Origin of the sequence: Stieleria mannarensis (assembly GCF_014154935.1) — a bacterium.
Classification (GTDB): Bacteria; Planctomycetota; Planctomycetia; order Pirellulales; family Pirellulaceae; genus Stieleria; species Stieleria mannarensis.
The window spans coordinates 270354-295606 of sequence record NZ_JACEHH010000004.1 but is presented as its reverse complement, the minus strand read 5'-3'; the positions used below and the strand labels follow the sequence as shown (position 1 = coordinate 295606).

The following is a 25253-nucleotide window of genomic DNA, read 5'->3' as shown; positions in this document are numbered from 1 at the left end:
GTCGCGCCGGATGTCATGATGCAAGCGAACGGTCCTGCCGAACCAGCCTGCTTGCCAGACATCCTAATAGGCTGCCCATCGCCGAGCAAGCGAATGGCCGATTCGTGTCGATTCGCCGGCTTGCCTGTCAGGCTCTGGTACATCCCCCCCGGTCAAAACTGGCTGCCAACCTGTTGTGCGGGCGACACGATGACGAACGACTGTGACCGTCGTCTTCGATCCATGCAACGTGTTTTGTGAACGATCCGGTACGGGCTTTGCTCATGATCCCACCACAAAAAAGGATTCCGCCCAACGATCCATCATCGATCACAAAATTCGCCTTCTTGCATCGGCTGTCTCGGCAAACATCTTGCGGCCGGTGTGAAACCAGTTTTGAAATCGAGACGGTCGTTGAGTTGAGCATTGTCGACCGCCAAGCACTCTGCCGTCATGATTGCAACCACGTTATCAGAAAAATGGATCACCGTTTCGTTCAGCCAGCTCGCGATGATCCTGGTTTCCGCAGTCGTCGTGTACACCGCGATTTTGACTTACACTCGGATCGTCGGGCTACGTAGTTTTTCCAAGATGTCGGCTGCTGACTTTGCGATGACGATCGCGACCGGATCGTTGTTCGGATCCACGATCTCGTCACCGTCACCCACGCTTTTCATGGGGATGTTCGCCATCTTCTGTGTCTTCATGGGGCAGTGGACGGTTGCCAAGTTGCGAATGAATTCCAGCTCACTCGCCAAAGCGGTCGATAATCAACCAATGCTGTTGATGGCAGGCCGGGAAATTCTGCACGAAAACATGCGACAGGCGAATATTACCGAAGAAGACCTATACGGAAAGCTGCGTGAATCCAACGCCATGAACTTCGACCAGGTCAAGGCGGTGGTGTTCGAAACCACCGGCGACGTCTCGGTGATCCATACCGCCGATGACGACGTCTCTCTTGACCAACGCATCTTTCGCGATGTCATCGGCAGTGAGCGACTATTTGGTTAGGGTTGGCGCGGCACTAACCCAGTCGCTCGAAAGCCGAGTCAAAGGCTTTGTCGAAGTCGGCGAAGAGGGAAAGGGTTTCCGGGCGTCTCAAGACCTCTTCGACTTTTTCAGCTCCCGCTTCTACGTCCTTCGGCGGCTTGAAGTCGTCGCTTGCCGGATCTCGCGGTCCTGCGACCTCCTGTGCTGTGTCGGTCGCGGCTTTTTTCCATCCGCTCACACTGGCCAATGCATCGGCGACAGCAGCTTTGACGACACGCAAATCCATCCGTGCAAACGATTCTTCAAACGCCAGCCTCATCTTCGTCGCATCGTCCGCTTCCGGATGCACGCGTCCCATCTCCAAGTAACGATCGAGCATGCGTCCGAGCAAGACCATCCGCATGATTTCGACGGGAACGCCTCGGGCCGATGTGATGACCGCGACGATCTTTCGGACCGGAAACAACAGCAATTTTAGCGGAGCCTTGGCCAATAGCCCCAAGCAACCAGAAAGACAACCGCCGCCGGTTGAGTAGTATGGTTTCAGCTGCGAAGTTGTCAGATGCGTGTCGTGGCTCGCAAGGGTTTTCGCAACCACAAACCGGCGGCATTGCCCTTGCACCAAATCGTCGACGAAAGGAACGGGAATGAAACGTGCCGATGCCGAGACGATGCCAGCCACCACCCATTGGTGTTGCAGATGGCCCGGCGTTTCTCTGGGGGTGGCACCGTGGTTGGTCATGTGTGCGTCGTTGTGGTGGAGTTGGTTGGGATACGATTGATGACGGCACGCAATTTGCGTTCCAAAACGAGCATCACGTGGGCTTTGTCACCGACAATGCTGCATCGAATTTCTATGCCCCTGCTGTCCTACACATCAGCTCGGTGGTCGGCCGTCCCTAGAGCACGCTGTCAACGCATTGGTTTCAAGGTGACGGCACCGACGAGCCGTGTCACCTGAATGTCGAGTGGATAGCCTCAACCTCACATCGGAGTCGAAGCGATGCGTTTCACCCTTCATTTTCCACTTTGTTTCCTTGTTGCGAGCGTCGCCGTCGCTCAAGAATCGTCCCCAAAGAACGGCTTTGCCGATCGTGTCGAATCGGCCATCGTTTCGCAGACGAACGACTTCCGCAAAAAAAATGAGTTGGCGTCGGTTTCCGGCGACGAAGAGCTGACATCGGCGGCTAAGAAGTTTGCTCAATACATGGCCGACACCGGCGATTATGGGCACCGAGCCGATGGGCAAACACCGGCCCAGCGGGCGAAAGCCGCGGGATACGAGTACTGCGTCGTGCGAGAGAATATTGCCTACCGAACCAATACGGGAGACATCACCGCAGAGAGTTTGGTCGAGGTCTTCGTGCAGGGTTGGATCGATTCGCCGTCTCACCGCGAAAATATGCTTGCCGACTATGTGACACAAACAGGCGTCGGAGTTGCATCGAGTGACGGAGTGACTTACTACGCTGTGCAGCTATTTGGACGTCCGAAATCCGCTGCATTCGTAGTGGAAGTGGCCAACCGCTCCGATCAACCCCAGACCATCATTGTCGAAGCAAATGGGAGTCAGGATGAATTTGAACTACCACCGAGAGGCATCGTTCGCATGAAACGTTGTTTTCCGACAACGATCGCGACGGATTCTGGACAGCAAACGGTTTCGCTACAGAAAGCGACAAGCCTAGTCATCGACGCCGAAGGTTTAAAGACCACCCCGTGACTCAGACGGTATCGCGGCCAAGCGGCCCGGAAATTGACGGGCGTTAGGGAGAACTTTGTGCGCCGCCTCGGTAGTCTAGGGCTGCATCGCACCTGCTGATCGTTTTACGTCACGCCGAGTTGCTTGAGCGATCGGGGCTAGGCTGCTCCTGGGTAGCCAGCCGTGCTCGATCGCGATTTCGGCAGCTTCGACACTGTCACCGACCAAGTACATCGGCACGCCGACTTCGGCGGCTTGGCGGACGTATCGGTCGACTTTTTCATTGTGGTCACTCACAACGTCGGGATTGATGTCACGAATAAAGATCCCCGCGATGCGATCCGGAAACTCGCTTGCGGCCGCTGCATACAGTCGAGCGTCCTCTTGTCCGGAATCACCGAACAGTAGGAACGGCAGATGATCGAACGTGTTGATCAATCGCCGCGCCTTGTCGAGTTTGTGGTCATGGCCGGATTTCAGAAATTTATTTTCGTCAAACCCGAGATCTCGCAGCAGCAATGGACCACGAGGGATCGCGTTCAATTCCAGAAAATCTTCCAGCAAATCGTAGAGATTCCAGGGAGAACTGGACACGTAGAAGATCGGATTGGCGGGACATTCAACACCGCCGTTCTGCAATCGCTCGTAGAGTTCCGCAACGCCGTGCAATGGAGCCCGGGTGCGGGCATTGCCGAAGAAGGTCAGTTTGGCCATGGTGGCGATGTCCGTCGCCCCGGTATGTAAAATCGTGTCGTCGACATCACTGAGGACCCCAAACGCGGCATCATCGGGCACGGTCATCACACCACACGTGGCGCGACTCGGTTGCCGCGCTGCACCTGCAGGATTGAGAATTCGAAAACTGGCGAAGTCCCAAAAAACGTCGTCTCCGTCCTGAGGTCGCGGCAGTGTCAGGTGGAAATAACCTTCGTCATCGCTGACTGCGGTCCCATGCCGACCGTTGAAACACGCCTCGATCTCTACTCCGGGAACTTCGTTGGTCGCAAATCGCTGGACGGTGTGACTTAAATTCTCCCACCATTGATCGCGATGATAATCCGGATCGATGGGAGGATTCGTCAGGACACGACCGTGCAAATAGACCGTATCGGTGGAAGCATAGCCCATATAAGGCTGGATCTTGGCGATCCCCGCCAAACCGAAACGTTTTCGCAGCCGACGAATCCCGGCATCGGCCAAGTCGTCGGCCGCCGACGCCGCACGCGTCAACCAGGACTTCAGTTCACGCTGCCATGCCGATCCTGGGGTGGTTGCCATGGTAAAGTGACCCCTTATTCTCTCACCTCGACCTGCATCGCTCATTCAAGTTCGCCGCCACAAGATCAGCGATCAATCCGCTGATCTAGCGGCGCGCTCCTTCGAATTGGACAGGGGACATTAACGATTCTTGTATGCGTCTCGAAGATCCCGAATCTTGTCGTGCCCGGCCTTAACCTCGGCATATTGCTTGGTCAGGACATCGTTGATGGCACTGCCTGCAGTCTCCTTCAACACCTCCTCATAAGCTTCCTTGATGTGATCTTCGCCGCGCTCCGCTTCAATCAGGATCACATGGGGATCGCCGCCATTGAGCTTGCCACGGATGTTGATCCAGATGCGGTGCGTTTTGGCCGCGACACTGCCATCGTCCTCCGCTTCCTTGCCGTTGAATTCGACGAACTCTTGCAATTGCGTCGCCATGGCGGATCGCTGATCGCCAAGCTTTTTAAACAGCGCCGTTAGTTCGGCGTCGTTCAACTCTTCGGCCGATTCATGAAACCCGTTGTACGAGTCGATGTTTGCGCGAATCAACTTTTGAATCTTGTCGATTGTGGTTTGATTCAGATCAGTTTTGGTTTCCAAACTCATAGTTTTGCTTTCTCCATCTGGTGACATGCGAAGGGCGAGCAACAACGCTCGCAGTAGATTTGAACGGATGCAAAAGCCATGCCAGTCACATCTCAAACTCGCACAAGTTGTTGACCGCACGGCTCGACGTTAGCGATCATTTGGCGATCAACATGCCTCCGATGCGGCAACGGAAGCCACGGGTACCGTTTCTGCAATCACGTTTTGGACGGCAAGGATCAGGTCACGGATTTGCCGTTGCCGGTCAGCACCGGTTCCATGCTGCAGATTCGACCGACCACCCAGACAGAGCGTAGTGGGCATGGTCGCGCTGACGACGCGATTGATTCCGATTGACGTGTTGAAGAAACTCTGGCCAAGTCGACTACAGCACAACCGAAGCGTTGACACTTGCATCGGTTTCGGCTCGCTCGCCCTGCAGGTACGCCTTCCCTGCCTTGATCAGGTACTTGATCCCGGCCACACCACTGTTGTCCCAGTACTCCCCGCGTTGAGGATCCACCTTCAACAGAACAATCGAGGGGTCGGATTGACCACCCGGAAACCAAACCTTCCAAATCTCCTTCCAGACCTCTTCGATCTTTGCACGATCATCGACGACGCGGCAGGTGCCGGAAATCGCGACAAATTTCCGAGCATTTTGCATCGTCACTGCGACGTCTTGATCACTCATCAAGTCGGCAATCTTTCCTGAGTTGCGATCGGTAACAAACCACAACCGGCCATCGTCGGTCGCCTGGGCAACCGCCATCGGGCGCGCGTCGAGCGCCCCGCTTGGGGTTTTCGTTACTAGCATCGCGTTGTCGAAGCCATGGATCAGGTCGAGCAGTTTTTTTTCGGTGTTCATATGGTGTCCTTGTTTGATCGGCGACGAATTGCCATCGGTTCGGCCGTCATGAACTCGCAAACACCGGGCCAAACCCAATGCCGTCTACGAATTGGCTTGCGAATTGCTTGAGGTAGCTTTCCGACAATCGAATCCCGCAACGCTAAACGTTTGACCGATGACACAACCAAAGAAAGACACTGCACCGCTGAATGAAACGACCTGCACGCAGTGTGGCAAACCAGTCGACGACCGCGCACCAGCTTGCCCTTACTGCGGCGAAAAAGTCTATGTCGAGCACCCTGGTGATGTCACTCCGACAAGGCACGAACCGCTTGAGGCGAACCATGGGACCCAGAAATCGAGGTCGGCGCGTGATCGAAGTTAGCCCAACGCGATTGAAAACCAACCGGTAGGCAGGGCTTACGATTGCCATGATGCACCACTCGTGTTCCGTCTCACCTTGACATCCGGGCAGACGGTAGTGGGCGGCGCGAGGAGTCCTCACAGCCAACAATCCGAATGGACTCGTCGCCTGGCCTTCTACCTGAAAGCCAATCTGCGGCGGAGTACCAGCTCGACTATAAAAAAATGGCGACACGAATCTGATCCGTGTCGCCATCGATTGCCTGAGTCCTCTGCCAGTCGGCTGCTCGGTCCGCTGGGCAAGGCCCCACCACTACTCGGAGCGAAAACCTCGTTAGAATTATGTTCCCATCGGGTCCGTGGTGCTCGATTGTTTTGCGGCTTTGCCGTCAGGAACTTCGTCATCTTGAATCAGATCCTCCTGCGGAATCCGGTTCGGGCCGACAACGGGGTAGGAAATACCGTGGTTTGTTTGAATTAGCGTCTGCATCGCTATACCTCGATCAAAAATGGCTAAATTGGTTTAAAAACGTTTACAAACTTCAAATGATGCAATCCTCGTGCCAGACTTCATGATCCCGGCCAGTGAAGGCAACTCAGAAGTCGTTTTAGGCGCGAAAACCCTGTCCGTTTTAGCACCGTGGATTCCTCGATATCTTTCATCCGTTGTACACGTCGCAGGTTTCGGCTATCCGACCAATACGGAGGTTCATCTCGATGCGTCATCCGCTGGAATTGTTGCCCCAAAAGAAACGATGCAAATTGGCCTGGTGGGCAATGAGCGGGGCGGTGTTTTTGTTGGTGGCCATCAATCTATTGGCTCCACCGATTGAATCCCTCCGTATCGGTCCGTTTTGCTGTTCGGGGCCGATCAAATTGTCTTTGACCGGATCTCCGGAACCCGCAACAGACGTGATCACCCGGTGGCGATGTCAGCCGCGATTCCTACCCGGACCGGCGCTCGGCCTGGATTTCCCACTCATTCTGCTCTACAGCGTCGGTTTTGCCGCATGGGCACTTTCGCTCGCCGGTCGACTTAGGGTGAAGCACCCGATTTGGTTGCCGGTTTGCCAAGTCGTTGCATGGAGTGCCTGGATCGCGGGGGCAGCAGATTTGTTGGAAAATTTCGGTTTGCTGCAACAGCTTATCGCATCGCCTGAAACGCCTTGGACCGAGTTGACGTTTTATGCGGCATGGGTCAAGTTCATCTTGATCGGCTCCAGCTTCGTGACGCTGATCCTTCTGAGCCTAGTCTCCGGGAGACACACCGACGCATCCTTCAATGACGAAACAGGGTCCGCACTATCCCGCGGCGGCAACGCAGAATTATGAAACGTCTTCATCTGGTCTTGTGTTTTGCGAATTTTGCAACGGTGTTGGAAACGAAACGATCCAACTGGCTGGCGACCTCACTGATGCTGCTGATAGCCACGATCGGATGGGCCACCATCGGACTGGCCAACGATCGGCCCAACGTGATTCTGATCGTCACCGATGACCAGGGCTACGGTGACATGTCGTGTCACTCAAACCCGTTCTTGCAAACACCCAACCTGGACCGGCTTGCCGGGCAGAGCGTGCGGTTGGAGAACTATCACGTCGATCCGGTCTGCACGCCGACCCGCGCCGCGCTGATGACCGGGCGATACTCGACACGCGCCGGAGCCTGGGATGTCGTGCAGGGGCGGCAACTTCTGGCCCCCGATGAAGCGACCATGGCGGACGTGTTCTCCGCGGCGGGTTATCGCACCGCGATGTTCGGCAAGTGGCACCTCGGCGACACTTGGCCGTACGCGCCGCGGTATCGTGGCTTTCAGCAAGTCGTCCGGCATCTGGCCGGCGGCATCGACGAGATCGGCAACCCGATCGGAAATGACTATTTCGACGACACCTACTACCGAAACGGAACGCGGGAAACGATCCAGGGCTATTGCACCGACGTGTTTTTTGACCAGTGCAATCGATTCATCGGACAGTCGTCCGCGGCCCCGTTCTTCGTCTACCTGCCGCTCAACGCGATGCACAGTCCGCACACGGTGGCGGAAAGGTACTACCAGCCCTTTCTGGCGGATGGGCATGATGAAAAACGCGCAAAGTTCTTCGGGCAAATTGTCAACTTTGACGAAAACCTGGGGCGGTTGCTCGAACTGCTCGACTCCCGTGACCTTGCCGACAACACGATTGTGATTTTCATGGGCGACAACGGCACCGCCGAAGGAATCGATCGAGAGGGTGCGAACGGGTTTAACGCGGCAATGCGTGGCAAGAAAGGTTCGGTGTACGAAGGCGGCCATCGCGTCGCCTGCTTTGTTCGCTGGCCTGCCGAGTTGAATGCCGGCCGGCGGATCCGCGAACTGACCTGCTGCCGCGACTGGTTGCCGACGTTGATCGATTGGTGCGGTCTTTCCAAGCCGAAGGGCGTCGCGTTTGACGGCCGAAGCCTGCAGCCGTTGATCCGTGGCGACGCTGATTCCTGGCCCGAACGAACCCTGTTTATTCAACGCCAACCCGACCGCCCCCGGTTGGTCAGCGTGAACCAAGGTCGATCCCGCTACGCAGTACTGACCCAGCAATGGCGTTTGGTCGGCGATGAACTCTATGACATCAACAAGGATCCCAGTCAGACGACCGACGTGGCCGCGAAGCATCCCCAAGTGGTTCGCCAACTACGGTCACGGTACGAGCGGCATTTCGCCGATGTGTTTGCCGATGGCGCCGCGTACACACGGTTCAAGATCGGCGCGGCCGAAGAAAACCCGACGCTGCTGACCGTACGCGATTGGCACCCGACGAACGGAAACGTGATTTGGAAACAAGACCAACTCGGCGACGACGCACTGGCGATCAACGGCTTTTGGGCAATCGATGTCGTCGCGGCTGGCCGATACGCGATTCGACTGTCCAGATTCCCCGACGATGCACCGGCGCCGATGGATGCCAAACTGGCGGTGCTGAAGATCGGAGACAAACAGTGGTCGAAGCGACTCGGCGGAGACGAAACCTCCGTGACGTTTGAGGTCGAGTTGCCTCAGGGGCCGGCAATCCTCTCGACATTCCTGACCGATCCACAGGACAAGGTTCGCGGGGCCTACTTTGTTCATGCGGAACGATTGAGCGTCTTAGGGGACGAAGGCGATACACCGCCGACCGCTTTCCCGTTTCATGTGCCAGCCGACAAGCCGAACCGGCCGTTGAGTGCGGCAATGCAACGCAACTACGATGCCTATCCTTCGATACGCCCGGAACAGAATGAACTGTACACCCAATTCAAATACACGAAGCTCGCAGGTTTTGATTACAACGGCGGCGATGGCACGATCACGCGCCGTGACCCCTCCAAGGTGATTTACGCCAACGGAAAGTACTACGTGTGGTACACCGGTCGCAAAACGCCAGTGAAGCCGGTGGGATTGTCGCGAGCCGCTGAGACGACCGATGCGATTCCTTCATCCGACTGGGACCTGGCGGATATCTATTACGCGACCTCCAAGGATGGATTTATCTGGGAAGAACAGGGCATCGCGGTGGCTCGACCGCCCAAACCCCATCCTGGCTGGCGCAGCGTGGCGACGGCGGACATCCTGGTTTGGAAAGGCAAGTACTATCTGTACTATCAAGCGTTCAACGAAGCCAGTGGACTTCGAGGCGACGACTGTCCTGTGGCGGTCTCCTATGCGGATTCTCCGGATGGCCCCTGGACGCCGGCTAACAAGGTGGTGGTTCCCAATGGTGCCGAGGGCGAGTGGGATCAATTCTCGATTCATGATCCCTACCCTTTGGTCCACGATGGAAAGATATACCTTTACTACAAGTCGGATTTTGACGAACGTCCCGAGTTGAATCCCGCCAAAATCCGGATGCAAGGATTGGCGATCGCCGAGCATCCGCTCGGCCCCTTCAAAAAACATCCGCTCAACCCCGTGATCAACTCGGGACACGAGACGACATTGTTTCCGTTCAAGCAAGGCGTCGCCGCGTTGGTCATCCGGGACGGCATGGAACACAACACGATTCAGTATGCCGAGGATTGGGTGAATTTTGAGATCGCATCGATCGTCGAATTGATGCCGACCGCCGGTGGACCGTTCATTCCCGACGCGTTTACCGACACGAAAGACGGCCAAGGGATCACCTGGGGCATTTCCCACTTCACCAATGCCGGGGGCGATTGGAGCCGGAATCACTCGATCTTGACGCGTTTTGATTGCGATTTGAGTCGCAGCGTCAATGACCCGGAGATGAAGGGGCATCACCTGGACCATTCCCCAGAGTTTCACTACAAGCAGGGGCTAAGCGGAAAGCAACGAGAACGCATCGAAAAAGCGACAAAGAATCTTCGATGATCGCCCCAGTGATCGCCCCAGTGATCGCCCCAGTGATTGGCACAGTGATTGGCCCCTGCCGTTTCGCACCTTTGTTCTCCGGAACACTGTTCTGCCGCACTGCATTCGTTGGCCGTCCCGGCTAACCCAGCAATTCCTTGATGACCTGGCCGCCGAATTGGGAGAGCTGTTTGTGGCGGCCGGCGTGGAAGTAGGTCAGCCGGTTGTCGTCCAGCCCCAGCAGGTGCAGCAGCGTGACGTGGACGTCGCGAAGATGATGCACGCATTCGACCGCGTTTGCACCGATCTCATCGGTCGCCCCGATGGTGTGCCCGGCATTGGTCCCGCCGCCGGCGAACCACATCGCCATCGCCTTGGCGTTGTGATCACGCCCATAGGACTGCCCGCCGCCGCGCAGCCCGTTGTCGGGGGTGCGGCCGAATTCGCCGCACCATATCACAAGCGTGTCCTTCAGCATGTCGCGTTGTTTCAAATCGCGAAGCAACGCCGCGATGGGTTTGTCGACCGATCGGATCAACGCCCCGTGTGCCTTTTCGATGTAATCGTGGCTGTCCCAGTTTCCGGCATAGGCTTGCACGAAACGCACTCCGCTTTCGACCAACCGCCGCGCCAACAGACACTTGCGTGCAAACGCATCCGTCGCCGCCTCTCCCACACCGTAGGCATCCAGCGTCGCCTGGGACTCGCCGTCCAAGTCCAGAACACCGGGCACCTCGGTCTGCATCCGGTAGGCGAGTTCATAACTGGAGATGCGTGCTTCCAATTCGCCACGACCGGGGCGTGATTCAAGGTGCCGGCGATTAAGCTGCCCCAGCAGATCCAGGTTTTTGCGTTGCTGCAACGGCGAAATGGCGTCGGGCGGATTCAAATTCAGAATCGGACTTCCCGTGGGCCGCAGCGGTGTGCCTTGAAACTCAGCCGGCAGAAACCCGTTGGACCAATTTCCCGCACCGCCCTGAGGATAACTCGACCGCGGCAACACGACGAACCCGGGCAGGTTCTCGTTCATCGTGCCCAGACCATACGTCACCCAGGCGCCCATCGCGGGATCGCCGCCGAATTGGTTGCCGGTATTGAGTTGATAGCAGGCCGTCGGATGATTGACCGATTCGACCTGTGCCCCGCGATAGAAACAAATCTCATCGACCATCTCGCGCAGCTGTTTCCACTCGGTGCAGATGTCCGCGCCGCACTCGCCCGCTTTGGTGAACTGGAATGGGCTCTTGACAAAGTAGCGTTTCCCCGACGACATCGCACTTTCCATTTCGCCGCTGCGGGTGAACGCCTTGAGATGCTGTTTGGTCAACTCGGGTTTGGGATCAAAGGTGTCCAGATGTGACGGACCGCCTTCCATCATCAAGAAAATGCAACGTTTGGCTTTGGCCTGATGGTGCGTCCTTTGCCCCTGTTCGGCGTGCAGCAACGACGTCAACGCGACCGAACCGAGTCCGGCACCAAGACCATACAGAGCCTCTCGCCGCGTTGGCAATGCGAATCGGTTGGAAGACTTGCCACTCATGTTCAATCCAGGTAAGCGAATTCGTTCAGGTTGAAAATCACCAGGCAGACGTGAGCCAGTCCGCGGGTTTTCGCGTCGACGTCGGCGGGTTGAAGATCACTCTGGTAATGGGTGTAGGCTGGCATGGACTCGATGAAGTCGTAGGGCTGTCCGGTCTTTTCGGCCATCACCGTTCGCTCGATCTGGTCCGGCCAGACCTTGGCAGGGTGGGGCCGCGCCGCTTCATCGGCGGTCGCATCGTTCCATTGCTCCAGACAGAGCGAACGTTCATCGGCCGTCGGCAACCGCCCCAATGCCAGTTGAAACGCACGGTCGATCGTCGCACCATCGTTGACGTTTTCGTCGACGAGGCGTTTGGCAAAGCCGAGCGACCGGTCAAAAACTTCTTCGGAATTGAGCAGCGTCAACGCTTGGGGCGCGACCGTCGACGTCTCGCGAAGTTCACACGACTTGTCCGGCCCCGGTTGGTTGAACGTTTCCAGGAACGGATCCCGTAGCCCACGGATCTTTTCGGCATATAGACTGCGACGGTTACGCTGCTCCGGTGTCGGATCGGGTTCGTAAACCGACGCCGTTCCGCCCATGATCTGTCGCGGTTGGAAAGCGACTTCCAAGTTGATGTCCGGACGGGCCGGGATTCCACCGACGCTGCGATTGAGTTCCCCACTTGCCGCCAGCATGGCGTCGCGGATTTCTTCCGCCGTCAATCGACGCGGCAAGAACGTGGCGTACAGTTCCCGCTTGGGGTCGGCGGCGGCTTGCCGTTCCGGTTGCGGATGCCGGGTGCTGCGACGGTAGGCTTGGGAGGTGACGATCAATCGGTTCAGTTCTTTGATGCTCCAACGGTGATCGACAAACCAGCGTGCCAGAAAGTCCAACAGTTCCGGGTGCGTCGGCAAGGCTCCCGTGCCGCCAAAATTGTTCGGATTGCCGGCCAGCCCCTTGCCGAAATGCCAGGACCAGACGCGGTTGACCATCACGCGAGCGGTCAACGGGTTATCGGCATCGGCGATCCAATCGGCCAACGCCAATCGACGCTTGCCCTTGCCGGCCGGAAAGGACGGCGTTTGCATCTGCCCCAGCGAGACTGCGGCGCTGAGCGGCCCCGGTTGGACCGGGTCGGTCGGTGAATAAACGTTGCCGCCGGCCAGAATCGTGTCGGACTCCATTTGCCCCTTGCCCCAGGGGTTGGCCGGCAAGTTGATTCGGTTGCCGACATTGTTGCGTTGGATCGTCTTGCCCGTGTACACGGAAAAGCCGATCGGCCGGGTGCGATCGAGTTCCCACGTGTGACGGGCGATGTTCTTGGACATCCGGGCCAAGGAGGCTTCGTCACCGGGATCCAGCCCGTTGTCACCGACCTTCGCGTCACCGGTTTCCTGCTTCCTCGCTTTGGCGACCTTTTGGCTGAGTTCCTTTCGCTGATCCTGGTACGCGGCCACCTTGGCGTGAACCCAGGCGTCAGAGGCTTCGAACCCGTTGGTGTTTTCGGTGTCTAAAAACGGCACGTCTCGTTCGGCAAATTGGGTCGTTGAGAAAACCGCCATCATGCTGTAATAATCACGCGTCGGCACGGGATCAAATTTGTGATCGTGGCACTTGGCGCACTGCAAGGCGTGACCGAGAAAGGTTTGACCGACCGAATCGGTGATGTCGTCCAGCCATTGCTGACGCGTTTCTTTGAACACACTCATGCCGGTCTGCTCCCACGGCCCCATTCGCAAGAAACCTGTCGCGATCAGATGCTCGGGGTCGTCGGCATCGATTTCATCTCCGGCGATTTGCTGTTTGATGAAAATGTCGTACGGCTTGTCGTCGTTGAAGGCGCGGACGACATAGTCGCGGTAGCGCCACGCGTTGGGACGGCTGTAATCGTTGGCGAATCCGGCGGTGTCGGCGTATCGCACAACGTCCAACCAACGGAGTCCGAAGTGTTCGCCGTAGTGCGGCGACGCCATCAATTCCATCGCCAGTTCACGCACCGCGGTATCACGATGCTTTGCATAGGCTGTCTTAAATCGGCGGACATCCTGCGGTTCCGGGGGCAGCCCCGTCAAACCGAAACTCATTCGGCGGATCAGCTCACCGGCCTCGGCCGGTGGCGCCGGGGGCAGGTCGGTCGCCGCCAACTGCCTGTCGATGAACCAGTCCACCGGATGCGATCCATCGGGAACCTCGGTTTGTTTCAGCGGCCGATAGGCCCACAGTTTTTCGGGTTCATAGCGGCGATTCTGCCAGTCGTCCGAAAGTGCTTTCGAAGTCGCGACCTGCTCGCCTTCGGCGTGTCGTTCCTGGATCCATGCGATGCGGTCTTCGTCGGGCCATGGTGCGCCCGCATCGATCCAATCCCGAATCCACCACGTCTGTGTTTCGGTCAGTTTGTCCGCCTCTTTGGGCGGCATTTCATAGCCTTCCTCCGATCGGCTGGCGGTCCGGTACAAATAGCTCTGTTCGCCGTTGCCGGGAACCAGCACTTCGTCTTCGAACCAATCTCCGCCGGCGGACAACGTCTCGCGTGTCCGCAAATCCAGCCCGCCCTGGATGTCGTCGGGTTCGCCCCCGTGACAGGCCAAGCATTTCTCGGCAATCAACGGTTTGACTTTCAACGCGAACAGTTTTTCGCCTTCGGTGACCTCGTCGCCGCTGGCGGGCGATGAAATGATGCAGGCGTGAATCAAGACGACGGCGACAACGGTCAGGAGGGTGTTCTTTTCTCGTTTGGTCATCGAGATTGGGGGGCGGAGGGACGTTGAGACGCAAAATGTGCCTCCCCATTCTACCCCAAATCTGTCGCTCGGATCTCCGAGTGGCCAGCTTGCGGGAGGGGTAAGTATCATGTGCTGCTCGCTGGCAGTTGCCAGCACGTGGCGTCAGCCAGTGGCGGGCGGTGACGTTCGGTCGACGCCCGCGTGGTCGCAACGAGTGGCCGCTCGCTGACGCATGCCGCTGGCATTGCCGGCGTCTTTAAAGATGCTTGTGAAAGAATGCGACCATGTCGTCGAGCGAATTCCTGTGCTTGGGTGACACGCCGTGGCCTCCGGTTTCATAGAGGAGGATCTCGGCGTCAACGCCGGCAGCGGTCATCGCACGGTGCATGTCTCGCGATTGAAACCAGGGCACGGTGGAATCGTTGCGGGAGTGTAAAAACAGGATCGGCGGATCGCCGGGATCGACGTGCGTGATCGCCGAAGCGGCCAACCACTGCGGATCCCGCGGCGAAAACGCGGTGCCGATCCATTGGCCGTTGGTCTTGATCTTGGTCTGGGAATTCGGCTGCATCGCCAATTGTTCCTGCCTGGTGAAACGCCCGACAAAATCGAACACGCCGGCGAAACAGACCGCGGCTTGGATCTGGCTATCAGGATCATCCGATGTTCCGGTGACCGCCAATAGCGCCGCGAGCGTGCCGCCGGCCGAGCGGCCCATGGCGCCGATCCGGTCGGCATCGATTCCGTAGCGGTCGGCGACGCTGCGGATGTACCGGACCGACGCTTTGACATCGGCCAGCGTGTCGGGGTGCCGGTGTTCGGGGCTGCCGCGATAGGAAATCAATGCCGCGGCAAAACCGTTCCTGGCCAAATGTTCGGCAAACGGTTTGAATCGCTGTCCGTTCTGGGGGCGAAACCCGCCGCCTTGAATCGTGATCACGCAGGGAACCGGATCGGTGGTCTGGTTGGGAAGGTACAGATCCAGTGTCAGTGCGGCAGCGGCCTGGCTGAAACTCAGACGCTTGACGATTCGAGCGTCCTCGGCGCTGGCAGGGGAAGCCAGCGATCCGCCGGCCAATGTGATGAACAGGACCAGGAAAAGGCGACGAGCATAAGTAAAGAGGAGTTCAACAACCGTTGGTGTATCGCCTTCAGGCGATTCCGGGGCGCTGTGTCGCAGCGACATTGGGCGGCTAAAGCCTGCACACCAGCGCGTATGCTGGTGACGTTTCAATCGGGGACAAATTGCGGCGGGGAATCGCATACGAATCTCGGCTCGGAAAGACAGAGGGTGCGGAACAAACCACGGCGGTCGCGATTGGGCTATACTAACCGATCCCCTCCAAGCCAATCGCCCACCACCCGACCGGCATGATGCGTTTTCTGGCCATCGTCATCGTCTTCTTCGTCGTCACGTGCACCGCGTTGCAGCCATTGGACGCAGCGGACAATCCGGTCGATTGGTCAGGGGACTGGACGCGGTCGCGGTCCGGCGGTGTCGCTCAGTGGTTTGAAATCCACGGAACGGGCGGGCGAAACAACCCGCTCCGCCGACCGTTGGCCAAGCCCTTCGACGGCGATCAGCTGTATGTGCGGTTCGAGCTACGGTATGACGCATCCAGCATCGACACGCCGAAGAACGGCAACGGAGAATTTTTGGTGCTGTGGTTGGATGAACAAGATGGGGGCGATACGGCCGGGCACAACGGCGGCGTCCCCAACATCGGGCTGCATGTGGACGGCGACGCAAACGTGTTCATGGCACGTTACGCCTCGTCGTCTCAGCACTTTAGTGATATCCAACTGCAAGGCGATCGCGTCTACACCGTCCTCGCCAAAATCGCCCGGTCGCAATCGGGCGGCGATCAGCCCTACGATCGGTTGAGCGTCTGGATCGACCCGGAAATCACCGACGCGGAATCTCCCGCGATCACGGTTGCTTCAAGCAAAGCGATTCGGTCGATCGGTTGGATCGGATTTGCCACGGGGATGAAGACGGAACCCGACGACCGAATCTCGGTGTCGGATCTTTCGCTGGCAACCAGTTGGACCGAAGCGTTCGGAATTGCCGCGCCGACTGCTCCGGTAGTTAAACCGCCGCCGCCCGTGCCGACGACAGCCGCAACGGTCAGTTTTGCCGACGATGTCTATCCCGTCTTGCACAAACATTGTTTCCAGTGTCACAGCGGTGAAGCGCCGGAGTCGGGATTGCGGTTGGACTGTTACGACGACCTTTTAAATCAATTGTCTCCCCGTGACGCCGATGCGAGTCACCTGATCGCGTTGGTCGCATCATCTGACCCGGCGGAGCAGATGCCGCCGCCCGATGACGACGCGGGGCGGCTGACCAGCGACGAAATCCGCGTGCTGCGGACGTGGATCGACGAAGGCGTCTGCTGGGACCATCATTTGCTGCCGACGCCAACGCTGGAATCGGATCACTGGGCATTGGAGCCCCCTCGTCGCCCGCCGATCCCCACCGGGATTCCGACCGACCGAATGCGAACACCCGTCGATGCGTTCATCGCACAAAAGCAACAGGAATTCGGCACGACACCCGCCGACACCGCATCCTGGCCCACGCTTCAACAACGAATCGCATTGGACCTGACGGGGTTGCCCGCGTCGGCCTTCCCCGGTCTCGAGCAAGCGACCAGTCACGAAGCACTCGATCACTGGATCGACCAACTGTTGTGCTCGCCGGCCTACGCCCAGCGGTGGGGAAGGCATTGGCTGGACCTGGCTCGATGGGCCGAGAGCAACGGGCACCAACACAACCGGCCACGACGACACGCGTGGCGATACCGCGACTATGTGATCGAGAGTTTTCAGAACGACAAACCGTATGACCAGTTCATCCGCGAGCAAATCGCCGGCGATGAATTGCCGGCCGATTCGCGGTGTTTGGAAGCGACCGGTTTCCTGGCCGCGGCACGTTACAGCGGCAATGAGTTGGACAAAGAGATTCAACGTCACGACATTCTGGTCGATGTCGTCAACACCACCGCCAAAACGTTTCTGGGAATCACACTCGAATGCGCGCAGTGTCACACGCACAAGTTCGACCCGCTGACGATCCGCGACTATTACCGGCTGCAAGCGTTTTTTACGAACGGGCAGCCCGGCAACCTGTTGCTCGGCGGTGTCCCCGATCAAGCGTCCTCATGGATCAAGACGCGATGGCAGGTCTTTGATACGGTTCACGCGCGGCTGGTCGACCGGAAACGCGCCGCGGGTGTCCCCGAACCGGTGTTGGTGATCCCCAAGTCCGTCGTGGCGGGGATGAACGCCCAAGAGCGAAAGGCGTTCAAGGCGCTTGATGCGGCGATCGCGTCGATCCCGCAGGTTTGGGGCTGGAGCGATGCGGATTCGGAAACGATCGTCGCGCCCCACGAAATGCGTTGGCCGTTGACGCGGGATTTAAAGTCGGTCGCCGAACTAAAGACCTATTTGCGGTTGCGCGGCGATCCGAAGTCGGCCGGCCCGGAAGTCCGCGCAGGCTGGCCGGCGGTTTTCGGACCGACACCCGATCACGTCGATTCGCGAACCGATTTGGCCGACTGGATCGCATCACCACAGAATCCGTTGACGGCGCGGGTCTGGGTCAACCGAATCTGGCAATGGCATTTCGGCACCGGGCTGGTCGCGACCTCGGGCGATTTCGGGACGCAGGGGACCGCGCCGACGCATCCTGAATTGTTGGACTGGTTGGCCGATGAACTGATCGCCAGCGGCTGGAGCACGCGGCACATCCATCAGCTGATCTTGCGTTCGCAAACCTACCGGCAATCCGCGGCGGTTTCACCGTCCAACCAAGACGCCGACCCCGAATGTCACAGCCTTTGGCGCTGGATCCCGCGACGGCTGGAATCCGAAGCGATTCGCGATTGTGTGCTGTCCGTCGCGGACAGCCTGGATGACACGATGGGAGGTCCGAGCGTCCGCGACGACCTTTCCAATTCCAGCCATCGTCGCAGCGTTTATCTGCAACAACAACGCGACCGGATCGCAGAATCACTGACGCTGTTTGACAGTCCTGCTGCGGTGACGACTTGCTCCCGGCGACGCGTTTCCACCGTCTCGTTGCAGCCGCTGTATTTGATGAACAGTGATTTCATGCAATCGATCAGTCAACGGTTTGCCGAGCGTGTTCGTCAGACCGCCGGCGAAGACCGGCACGCCGAAGTCGCCTTTCGTCTGGCGACCGGTCGGCAGCCGTCCGGTGAAGAAGCGGACCGAATGCAACATTATCTGCAAGACCATTCGCTCCAATCGCTGTGTTTGGTCATCTTGAACTTGAGCGAATTCTTATACGTCAATTAGAGTCAACGCATGTCACAACACGACTGGATCAACCGCAGACGGTTCCTGTATGGCGGCGGACTCGGTGCCGGTGCGATGACGTTTGACCTGTTGCGTCACGCCGAAGCGACTGGGGCACACCCGACACACCACGCCGCGACGGCATCGAGTGTGATTTTATTGTTCATGTCCGGCGGCCCCAGCCAGGTCGATACCTTTGACCCCAAACCGGAACTCGAACGCCTGGCCGGCAAGGACGTGCCCGAAAGCATTGCCCGCACGGTCCCCAAGATCAAACGCGCCGGGCTAAAGAACCTGATGGGATCACCCTGGACCTTCGACCGGCACGGTGAAAGCGGCATCCCGGTTTCAACTTTGTTTCCCCAAACAGCCCGGCACGTCGACGATCTGTGCGTGATTCGATCGATGCAACACAACAATCCGGTCCACGGTCCGGGCGAGTGTGTCGCCCTGACAGGAACCGCGGCGGGAGATCGCCCCAGTATCGGCAGTTGGTCGCTGTACGGTTTGGGAACGGCCAACGAAAGCTTGCCCGCGTTTGTCGGCATGAACCTGCACACCGATGGAATGCAGTTTCCACAAGCGGCCGGCTGGGGCTCCGGTTTTTTACCCTCGGGGCTTCAAGGCACGATCGTCGATCCGGCGCAAGGGATTCGGCACGTCGCGATGCCGCCGCAGACCAACGCTCGGCAGCGCCGTGATCAACTGGAACTGATCCGCTGGTTCAACAGGCGGCATCTAGAACAATTCGGTGGTCAGAACGCTCAAGGACAAAGTGAATTGCGGGCGCGATTAGAGTCCTATGAAACCGCGTTTCAAATGCAGACGTCGGCGCCGGAGTTATTCGACATCGCGGATGAATCAAAGCAGACGCGATCGATGTACGGACTCGATCAACCGCAAGCGAAAACGGTCGGCCGGGCGTGTCTATTGGCTCGGCGGATGGTGCAACGCGGCGTGCGATTCGTGCAAGTCCGTGTCGGGGGCTGGGACGCGCACGGCAACATCCAAGGCAACCACACCAAGATGGCCGCCCGGACGGATGTCCCGATCGCGGGTTTGCTGGCGGATTTGAAACAGCGCGGTCTGCTGCAAACGACGCTGGTGGTTTGGGCCGGCGAGTTCGGCCGAACACCGACGATGGAAGGCCGGGGCAAGGGACGTGATCATTCACCGGCGGGATACTCGGTGTGGATGGCCGGCGGCGGGGTTCGCGGCGGTCAGATCATCGGTGCAACCGATCCGCTGGGGTACGTGGCGACCGAGCGACCGGTGTCGCCGCACGATTTCCACGCCACCCTCCTGCACGCCCTGGGGATCGACGCCAATCGCCTGACCTACAACCACCACGGCCGCGACGAAGTCCCCACGGTCTTCGGCGGCCAAGCGGTTGGTGAGGTGTTTGGGTAGCGGAACTCGCCTAGAGTTTCGCATCGGCGTCGAGTGCACTGTTCCGATTGGATTTTGGGATTGCCAGCACGACGTCCTTTCGAGGTCGTCGCACCGATGTACGATGTACGAAGGACGACGGTCCGGAAGGGCCATCGTACTTTCCTTGTTCTCAGGCTCCGCCTGATCACTTGCAAGGCGGAGCCCCCCTTCCATCGCATTCCACGGCGGAGAACATGAAATTCATTGCTGACCAATACCCTTGGGAGCAAGACAATATTGATGATTCTGGCTCCACTCTCCCCCGGAAAACCTGGCGAGCTTCAGCGAGTCAGGTTTTCCGGGGGAGAGGGGAGCCATTTGGAAGTGGGAACGCATCGTCATGAATCAGCAATACATTTCACGTCCCGAGCCTTGGAACGAGTTAGGAGAAGCAGACGCCTACCCTGCGGCGCCGATGCCGGCCAGCCACACGAGCAGGGCGATCACGACGAAGCAAACTGCGACGGAGATGGCAAAGCCGACGACATCGGACGTGCGTGGGCGCAAGGCTTCGATGTCCGTGCCGGGGAACAGCCGACGGTCTTCGAACCGTTTCGGATCGCTGTACGACGCTTCCAGATTTCGCCGGTCCGTTTCCGGGTCCGGATCGACCTCCGTTTTCATCTTGGCATAATAGCGATCCAAAACTGACTCTCTGGTGCGTGGCGTCAGATAACTGGCAACGATCAGAACCAAAAACGGCAACATCACCCGTGTCGGCAAACGCAACGTTTCCAGGGTCGCCTTGGAGACGTTGGCCAGATCGACTCCGAGGTAATGGTAAAGCAGGAAATCGAGTTTCAATTGCCCTTCGCCCCGTAACTGTCCGACGCGTCGCTGGGTCAGGATCGATGTCGCCCCCTCGCGCACCGTGCTGATCATTTCCAGCGAGTCTTCACCGACGGGTTCAACGCCGCCGGTCCAAAAAATCGACTTGTCGCCGGATACCAGGATCACTTCGATTTGATCTCCGACTTGGCAGCGGGGCGGTTCTGCACCGATCTTGTCACGCATCGCCTGGTCACCCTCGGCTTGCTCCATCGCTTCGACCCAGGCTTCATGCCGGGCGACATCAGCCGGCGTGGCGGAGCGCATGATGGACTTGGTGATGCGGTTGGTGGTCGTCGTCCACTGTGGGTCCAGTCGCATGCCGGGGGCGAGCGTCGGGATGGCGACCGGCAGAATAAAAAAGAACAACGCCGAGAACGCGATCGTGATCCACACCGCGGTGCGATTGGCACGCCGCCAAAACATTCCGATCCAGAACGGGGCGGCAAACAGGATCGGCAATTCGATCGCAAACGTGAACTGCGCGAACACGTCGGCCATGGTGATCGCCACGACCGACGCGCCCAGGATGATCGCCAACCCGGTCAATCGCGCCACTTTGACACTCTGGCGGTCCGTCGCCGTCGGGTTGACAAAGGCCGCATACAGGTTTCGGGTGATCAGCGCCGAACTGACGATCATGTACGTGTCGGCCGAACTCATCATCGCGGCCATCAAGCAGGCCAGCATCAGACCGACCAGCCCCAAGTTCAGCGGCCCGAGGATCTCGCGTGCCGCGATTCCCCAAACCAAATCCGGGTCGACCGCCAATTCCGGACGACTGGCCAACAGCGCCAACGCGATTAACGCCGTGATCGCCCAGCCGACCGTGCACAGCCGCTTTAAAAAGTTGCCGACGACCAAGCCGATCCGAGCTTCATTTTCGCTTTTTGCCGAACCACCGCCGGTCGCGATGAAGTGTGGCTGGACGACAATCCCGACCAATGCCAATAAGGTCAGCGCGACGATGTACTGGAGCGGAAACTCGCCCGCACTGGGCCCGGCAAACAGGCTGAAGTAGTCCGGCGAAACACGCTCGTGCATGATCTTGAATCCGTCCATGAACCCCTGAGTCGCCGGATCGCCGAACTCTTTGACCAACGCCCAAAGCCCATAGGGAATCAGCAGGACGCTCAACAGGATGATGAAAATCCCCTGAATCAAGTCGGTCCAGTAGGCCGCGGTCAGCCCTCCCAGCACGCCGTAGACGATCACGATTCCCGCCAATCCCGGAATCAAGACGTACTTCAGGTCCAACCCCGCGATTTGATCGATGCCCATCAACGGCACCGCGAACTTGGCGATCGCCGACAACATTGTCGACAGATAAAACATGTAGAAGATGATCGCAAAAACGGCGTAGGCCGCCCCCAGGGCTTTGGAATCGTAACGTTCGACGAACCAATCCCCGAGCGTCAGGTGGCGCATCCGCCGATACCACACCGCGGTGATCCAATACACCGGCGTGACGAACAGCCACATCAACGCCGACCACACACCGCTTAGCCCGCTGGTCCAACCCGTGCGGCCGACCTGGATCGGTTCGTGTGCCCCGGTTCCGGCGCCGAAGGCGGCAAAGGTTTGCAGCAGTTTGCCGAAACCACGCCCACCCATGAAGTAATCTTCTTGGCCTTTGACACGCCCCATCGCCCACAATCCGATGGCGATCATCACGATGAAGTAAACAGCAACAACGACGTAATCGATCCAGGTCATCAGCTCGGTCTCACGGGGGCGCGTTCCAAGTCTTTCACGGTCGGTCAGGACGCGATGCCGATCGGGCCTACCGTGACGAAACGTTTGGAGGGGCCCACAGGATACACGCTTGGGCCGCGCTTGGTGTGAAGTCAAGAGGCGCTGCGGAAGCTGGGGTGAGAAAATTTTGGAGGTAAGAAAATGATGAAGGGCACCACCATCGATCGATGGAGCGAATTTTCTTACCTCCTAAATTTTCCTACCTCTCCACCCACCGTGCCCTGTCACGTCGGTGGTAATCAGGGGGAACGATGGCAGAATGATTCGGGGCAGAATGGTGGAAAGCGGATCGACTGCTGCGACCGGCTGCTCCCGCGACCATCCAGAATGCTCACGATCCTCAATGCATCACGTCGAATCGTTTGCCGCCCAACAGGCTGAATTCGGGGCCTTGGATCACGGCCCGGTGTGCCAGGACTTCGCTCAGTGTTTCCATCCCGGCTGGCGATACCGCCGTCGAACTCAATCCGACCGCTTGCAGGTTCTCCAGCGCGTGCAAATGCACCAACCCTTCGTCGCGGACCTTGCACGATGCCAGATCCACACGGACCAATTCACGTAGCTCTCGCAAGTGCTTCAGTCCCGCATCGGTGACTTTGGTTTTGGCAAGGTACAGTGATTGCAACTTCGGCTGCCGGCGAACGATTTCAGCCAACCCTTCATCGTCGATCGGTGTGTTCTCCACCGACAAAGAAACAAGCGATGGCAGGAAACGCAACCGCGAAAGATCCTCCACCGTCACCTTGGTCCCCGACAGGTCCAGTTCCGTCTGGTCATGACTGAGTGCGCCACCAAGTTTGGCGAAGACGGCGATCGTCAGGTCTTCCCCGTTAATCGTCTCGGTGCTGGCGGGCGAGGAGGCGGGGGCCTGGTCCGTGGTTTCGGGCGCGACGGATTCCCCCGCGATGGCCTCGTCAGCGACCGATTCGATTGCGGATTCCGCGCCGGCGTTGGATGAGGTCGAATCCTTGTTCACGTCGGTGGTGTCGGCTGTGTCCGGTTCGACGACCATCGCAGCGGGTTCAGCATCGGGCGCAAGGGAGTGGTGTTCGGAGGCCGATCTCCGTGGGACTTCAACCGTTTGCCGCAAGCCCAGCGCGTTGACCGCGTTGACCGCGCCGATCGGCGACGGGGCCGAGCGCTGCCCCGGGCCGTCGGACGTCAAGCGAGGCTCATTCGATCGGCGCAAGCCTTCGGGCCGTTGTTCTGCGATGTGATCCCGTTTGCCGATTTGGGCCCGAGGACCAGGCGAGACGAATTGCACCGCGATGGCTGCGAGTGTGACCATCGCGACTGAAACGATCGCCCGGCGGATCGGGCGGGGGCGACCGGGGGCTCGTTTCCGCCAGGATCCTGTCCTGCCGACGATGGACGCCGGGCGCGGCACCGCGGCGGTTGCTCCCGCGGCCGCCGTTGTGGAATCGAATCGGGGGTCGATCGCGGTCTCGGTCACGTCGGCATTGAGCTGCCTGATCGACGGATCCAGCGACACCGCCTGGGACGACAGAGCGACGGCGCGATGGAGCGCACGCGTCATTCGCCGGCAGGACTCGAAACGCTCGTTCGTCTCCAGTCGCGTGGCCCGCTGGAGCACGCGTTGTTCGGCCGGGCCGACCTTGGAAAAATCCAGTTCGCCGCTGACGTGACAATGCAGCGCCGCCGCTTGATCGGTCGCCCGAATCGCATGGTCACCGGTGCGCAGGTAGTAGTACGTCAACGCCAGTGAATACTGGTCACTGGCACCGCCGGCGGCGTTTCCTGAAATGCTTTCCGGCGAGATGAACGCGGGGGAACCGATCATCCCGGTCGAGCGAATCGATTCGGCATAGCAAGGGCGGGCGACTCCAAAATCACATAGCACCGCGGCATCGCCGACCAGCAAGATGTTGTCGGGTTTGATGTCGCGATGGGCGATGGAGACCCGCCGCCCGTCACCGAGGTCGTGCCGCGGTGCATTGAGAAAGTCCAATCCCCGGGCGGCGTCTTCGACATAGTCCAGCAGCTCGGGCAAGGGAATCCCCGACCGGCCGCGCGAGCGATAGTCTTGCAACACGTCGTCCAAGCTTTTCTCGCCGACCACCATCGCGATGACCAGGGTAGCCGGCTCGCTGGATGTCAGACGAAACCGATTCGCACGGCCGTCGCGGATCGGTTTTCCGGATCGATCCAGCAACCAAAACCCCGTGATCGGCAGCAAGTTGGGGTGTCGAATGTTCTTGATCGCCGAGATCGACTCCAACTCCTTCGCTCCCCCGGCCTGATGTAGATCCAGAAACTTGAGTGCGACCCTGGTCTCGCCCGGTCCGTCGGCCGACCAGACGACTCCGAACGACCCTTCGCCGAGCTTTTCGGCCAAGAAGTAGCCCGGAATCGGCTCGTTGCCTTGTTCGAGAATGACCATATCGCCGGGCCTGCAATCGTCGGTTTTTGGACCAATGAGCGTCGAAAGACGCTCCCGTACGATGGACCAAGCGGACCGGGGGCGAGGTTGTTACGGAGAATCTTGCAGCGAGGGAGTAACTGAAATCGACGGCTGGCCCAATCGAAACGCCTCTTAGCCAGAGGTCGTGCGGTTTTTGGAAATCACCCTCCCTGGCAGGGAGGGTCGAGC

The 25253-nt window shown here is 58.8% G+C and carries 18 protein-coding genes; 8 read left to right on the top strand and 10 right to left on the bottom strand.

The genetic code is table 11. The features are described from left to right. Positions 1-432: 432 nt before the first annotated feature. The gene (locus H1B37_RS04675) at positions 433-993 is read left to right on the top strand and encodes a DUF421 domain-containing protein (protein WP_182865447.1); all 561 of its coding nucleotides are present in this window, start codon (positions 433-435) and stop codon (positions 991-993) included. A 13-nt stretch (positions 994-1006) separates the two neighbouring features. Here H1B37_RS04675 and H1B37_RS04670 read toward each other — a convergent pair whose 3' ends face one another. After that, complete coding sequence (locus tag H1B37_RS04670) at positions 1007-1714, bottom strand: hypothetical protein (protein WP_182865446.1); 708 nt, start codon at positions 1712-1714, stop codon at positions 1007-1009. A 261-nt stretch (positions 1715-1975) separates the two neighbouring features. On the opposite strand from H1B37_RS04670, the gene H1B37_RS04665 reads away from it, so the two are divergent. After that, positions 1976-2695 (top strand): CAP domain-containing protein, encoded by a 720-nt coding sequence (locus H1B37_RS04665; RefSeq protein ID WP_182865445.1) that lies wholly within the window; start codon positions 1976-1978, stop codon positions 2693-2695. Between the two features lie 75 nt (positions 2696-2770). Here the strand turns inward: H1B37_RS04665 and H1B37_RS04660 are convergent, their stop codons facing one another. From H1B37_RS04660 to H1B37_RS04650, 3 genes are all read right to left on the bottom strand, one after another. After that, positions 2771-3952 carry an App1 family protein phosphatidate phosphatase gene (locus H1B37_RS04660; protein WP_182865444.1) on the bottom strand — a complete coding sequence of 394 codons (1182 nt, stop codon included), beginning with the start codon at positions 3950-3952 and terminating at the stop codon, positions 2771-2773. Between the two features lie 120 nt (positions 3953-4072). Further along, positions 4073-4543 carry a PA2169 family four-helix-bundle protein gene (locus H1B37_RS04655; RefSeq protein ID WP_182865472.1) on the bottom strand — a complete coding sequence of 157 codons (471 nt, stop codon included), beginning with the start codon at positions 4541-4543 and terminating at the stop codon, positions 4073-4075. Between the two features lie 364 nt (positions 4544-4907). Then, positions 4908-5390: a pyridoxamine 5'-phosphate oxidase family protein gene (locus H1B37_RS04650; RefSeq protein WP_182865443.1), complete on the bottom strand. Its 483-nt coding sequence runs from the start codon at positions 5388-5390 to the stop codon at positions 4908-4910. Between the two features lie 157 nt (positions 5391-5547). Between H1B37_RS04650 and H1B37_RS04645 the strand changes: the two genes are divergently transcribed. Continuing rightward, complete coding sequence (locus H1B37_RS04645; protein WP_182865442.1) at positions 5548-5757, top strand: zinc ribbon domain-containing protein; 210 nt, start codon at positions 5548-5550, stop codon at positions 5755-5757. Positions 5758-6075: 318 nt separating this feature from the next. Here the strand turns inward: H1B37_RS04645 and H1B37_RS04640 are convergent, their stop codons facing one another. Continuing rightward, the gene (locus H1B37_RS04640) at positions 6076-6225 is read right to left on the bottom strand and encodes a hypothetical protein (RefSeq protein ID WP_182865441.1); all 150 of its coding nucleotides are present in this window, start codon (positions 6223-6225) and stop codon (positions 6076-6078) included. A gap of 70 nt (positions 6226-6295) precedes the next feature. Here H1B37_RS04640 and H1B37_RS04635 point away from each other — a divergent pair, with 70 nt between their 5' ends. From H1B37_RS04635 to H1B37_RS34290, 3 genes are all read left to right on the top strand, one after another. Further along, the gene (locus tag H1B37_RS04635) at positions 6296-6568 is read left to right on the top strand and encodes a hypothetical protein (protein ID WP_182865440.1); all 273 of its coding nucleotides are present in this window, start codon (positions 6296-6298) and stop codon (positions 6566-6568) included. Positions 6569-6776: 208 nt separating this feature from the next. Further along, positions 6777-7067, top strand: a complete 291-nt coding sequence (locus tag H1B37_RS04630) for a hypothetical protein (RefSeq protein ID WP_182865439.1) — start codon at positions 6777-6779, stop codon at positions 7065-7067. Continuing rightward, positions 7064-10078, top strand: coding sequence for a sulfatase-like hydrolase/transferase (locus tag H1B37_RS34290; RefSeq protein ID WP_436298211.1), 3015 nt, complete (start codon positions 7064-7066; stop codon positions 10076-10078). The genes H1B37_RS04630 and H1B37_RS34290 overlap by 4 nt, the downstream gene beginning before the upstream one ends. A 121-nt stretch (positions 10079-10199) precedes the next feature. On the opposite strand, the gene H1B37_RS04615 is transcribed toward H1B37_RS34290, so the two are convergent. From H1B37_RS04615 to H1B37_RS04605, 3 genes are all read right to left on the bottom strand, one after another. Next, positions 10200-11597, bottom strand: coding sequence for a DUF1501 domain-containing protein (locus H1B37_RS04615; protein ID WP_182865438.1), 1398 nt, complete (start codon positions 11595-11597; stop codon positions 10200-10202). A gap of 2 nt (positions 11598-11599) precedes the next feature. Then, entirely contained in the window at positions 11600-14323 is a 2724-nt protein-coding gene (locus H1B37_RS04610; protein ID WP_182865437.1) for a PSD1 and planctomycete cytochrome C domain-containing protein, read from the bottom strand. A 238-nt stretch (positions 14324-14561) separates the two neighbouring features. After that, on the bottom strand, positions 14562-15491 hold the full coding sequence (locus H1B37_RS04605) for an alpha/beta hydrolase (protein WP_182865436.1): 930 nt from the start codon (positions 15489-15491) through the stop codon (positions 14562-14564). Between the two features lie 185 nt (positions 15492-15676). Between H1B37_RS04605 and H1B37_RS04600 the strand changes: the two genes are divergently transcribed. Further along, complete coding sequence (locus tag H1B37_RS04600) at positions 15677-18628, top strand: PSD1 and planctomycete cytochrome C domain-containing protein (RefSeq protein ID WP_182865435.1); 2952 nt, start codon at positions 15677-15679, stop codon at positions 18626-18628. A gap of 9 nt (positions 18629-18637) precedes the next feature. Continuing rightward, a complete protein-coding gene (locus tag H1B37_RS04595; protein WP_182865434.1) occupies positions 18638-20038 on the top strand; it encodes a DUF1501 domain-containing protein in 1401 nt (466 codons plus the stop codon). A 420-nt stretch (positions 20039-20458) separates the two neighbouring features. Here H1B37_RS04595 and H1B37_RS04590 read toward each other — a convergent pair whose 3' ends face one another. Together H1B37_RS04590 and H1B37_RS04585 are read right to left on the bottom strand one after the other, a co-directional pair. Continuing rightward, positions 20459-22603 (bottom strand): sodium:solute symporter family protein, encoded by a 2145-nt coding sequence (locus H1B37_RS04590; protein WP_182865433.1) that lies wholly within the window; start codon positions 22601-22603, stop codon positions 20459-20461. A gap of 379 nt (positions 22604-22982) precedes the next feature. After that, the gene (locus H1B37_RS04585) at positions 22983-25043 is read right to left on the bottom strand and encodes a protein kinase domain-containing protein (protein ID WP_182865432.1); all 2061 of its coding nucleotides are present in this window, start codon (positions 25041-25043) and stop codon (positions 22983-22985) included. Positions 25044-25253 lie beyond the last annotated feature (210 nt).

What these genes read in the sequence shown, in the direction of transcription:
- H1B37_RS04670 (WP_182865446.1), bottom strand. Translation starts at nt 1,714, where the DNA reads ATGACCAACCACGGTGCCACCCCCAGAGAAACGCCGGGCCATCTGCAA.
- H1B37_RS04600 (WP_182865435.1), top strand. Translation starts at nt 15,677, where the DNA reads ATGATGCGTTTTCTGGCCATCGTCATCGTCTTCTTCGTCGTCACGTGC.
- H1B37_RS34290 (WP_436298211.1), top strand. Translation starts at nt 7,064, where the DNA reads ATGAAACGTCTTCATCTGGTCTTGTGTTTTGCGAATTTTGCAACGGTG.
- H1B37_RS04675 (WP_182865447.1), top strand. Translation starts at nt 433, where the DNA reads ATGATTGCAACCACGTTATCAGAAAAATGGATCACCGTTTCGTTCAGC.
- H1B37_RS04655 (WP_182865472.1), bottom strand. Translation starts at nt 4,543, where the DNA reads ATGAGTTTGGAAACCAAAACTGATCTGAATCAAACCACAATCGACAAG.
- H1B37_RS04645 (WP_182865442.1), top strand. Translation starts at nt 5,548, where the DNA reads ATGACACAACCAAAGAAAGACACTGCACCGCTGAATGAAACGACCTGC.
- H1B37_RS04665 (WP_182865445.1), top strand. Translation starts at nt 1,976, where the DNA reads ATGCGTTTCACCCTTCATTTTCCACTTTGTTTCCTTGTTGCGAGCGTC.
- H1B37_RS04585 (WP_182865432.1), bottom strand. Translation starts at nt 25,043, where the DNA reads ATGGTCATTCTCGAACAAGGCAACGAGCCGATTCCGGGCTACTTCTTG.
- H1B37_RS04640 (WP_182865441.1), bottom strand. Translation starts at nt 6,225, where the DNA reads ATGCAGACGCTAATTCAAACAAACCACGGTATTTCCTACCCCGTTGTC.
- H1B37_RS04615 (WP_182865438.1), bottom strand. Translation starts at nt 11,597, where the DNA reads ATGAGTGGCAAGTCTTCCAACCGATTCGCATTGCCAACGCGGCGAGAG.
- H1B37_RS04590 (WP_182865433.1), bottom strand. Translation starts at nt 22,603, where the DNA reads ATGACCTGGATCGATTACGTCGTTGTTGCTGTTTACTTCATCGTGATG.
- H1B37_RS04605 (WP_182865436.1), bottom strand. Translation starts at nt 15,491, where the DNA reads ATGTCGCTGCGACACAGCGCCCCGGAATCGCCTGAAGGCGATACACCA.
- H1B37_RS04650 (WP_182865443.1), bottom strand. Translation starts at nt 5,390, where the DNA reads ATGAACACCGAAAAAAAACTGCTCGACCTGATCCATGGCTTCGACAAC.
- H1B37_RS04610 (WP_182865437.1), bottom strand. Translation starts at nt 14,323, where the DNA reads ATGACCAAACGAGAAAAGAACACCCTCCTGACCGTTGTCGCCGTCGTC.
- H1B37_RS04660 (WP_182865444.1), bottom strand. Translation starts at nt 3,952, where the DNA reads ATGGCAACCACCCCAGGATCGGCATGGCAGCGTGAACTGAAGTCCTGG.
- H1B37_RS04595 (WP_182865434.1), top strand. Translation starts at nt 18,638, where the DNA reads ATGTCACAACACGACTGGATCAACCGCAGACGGTTCCTGTATGGCGGC.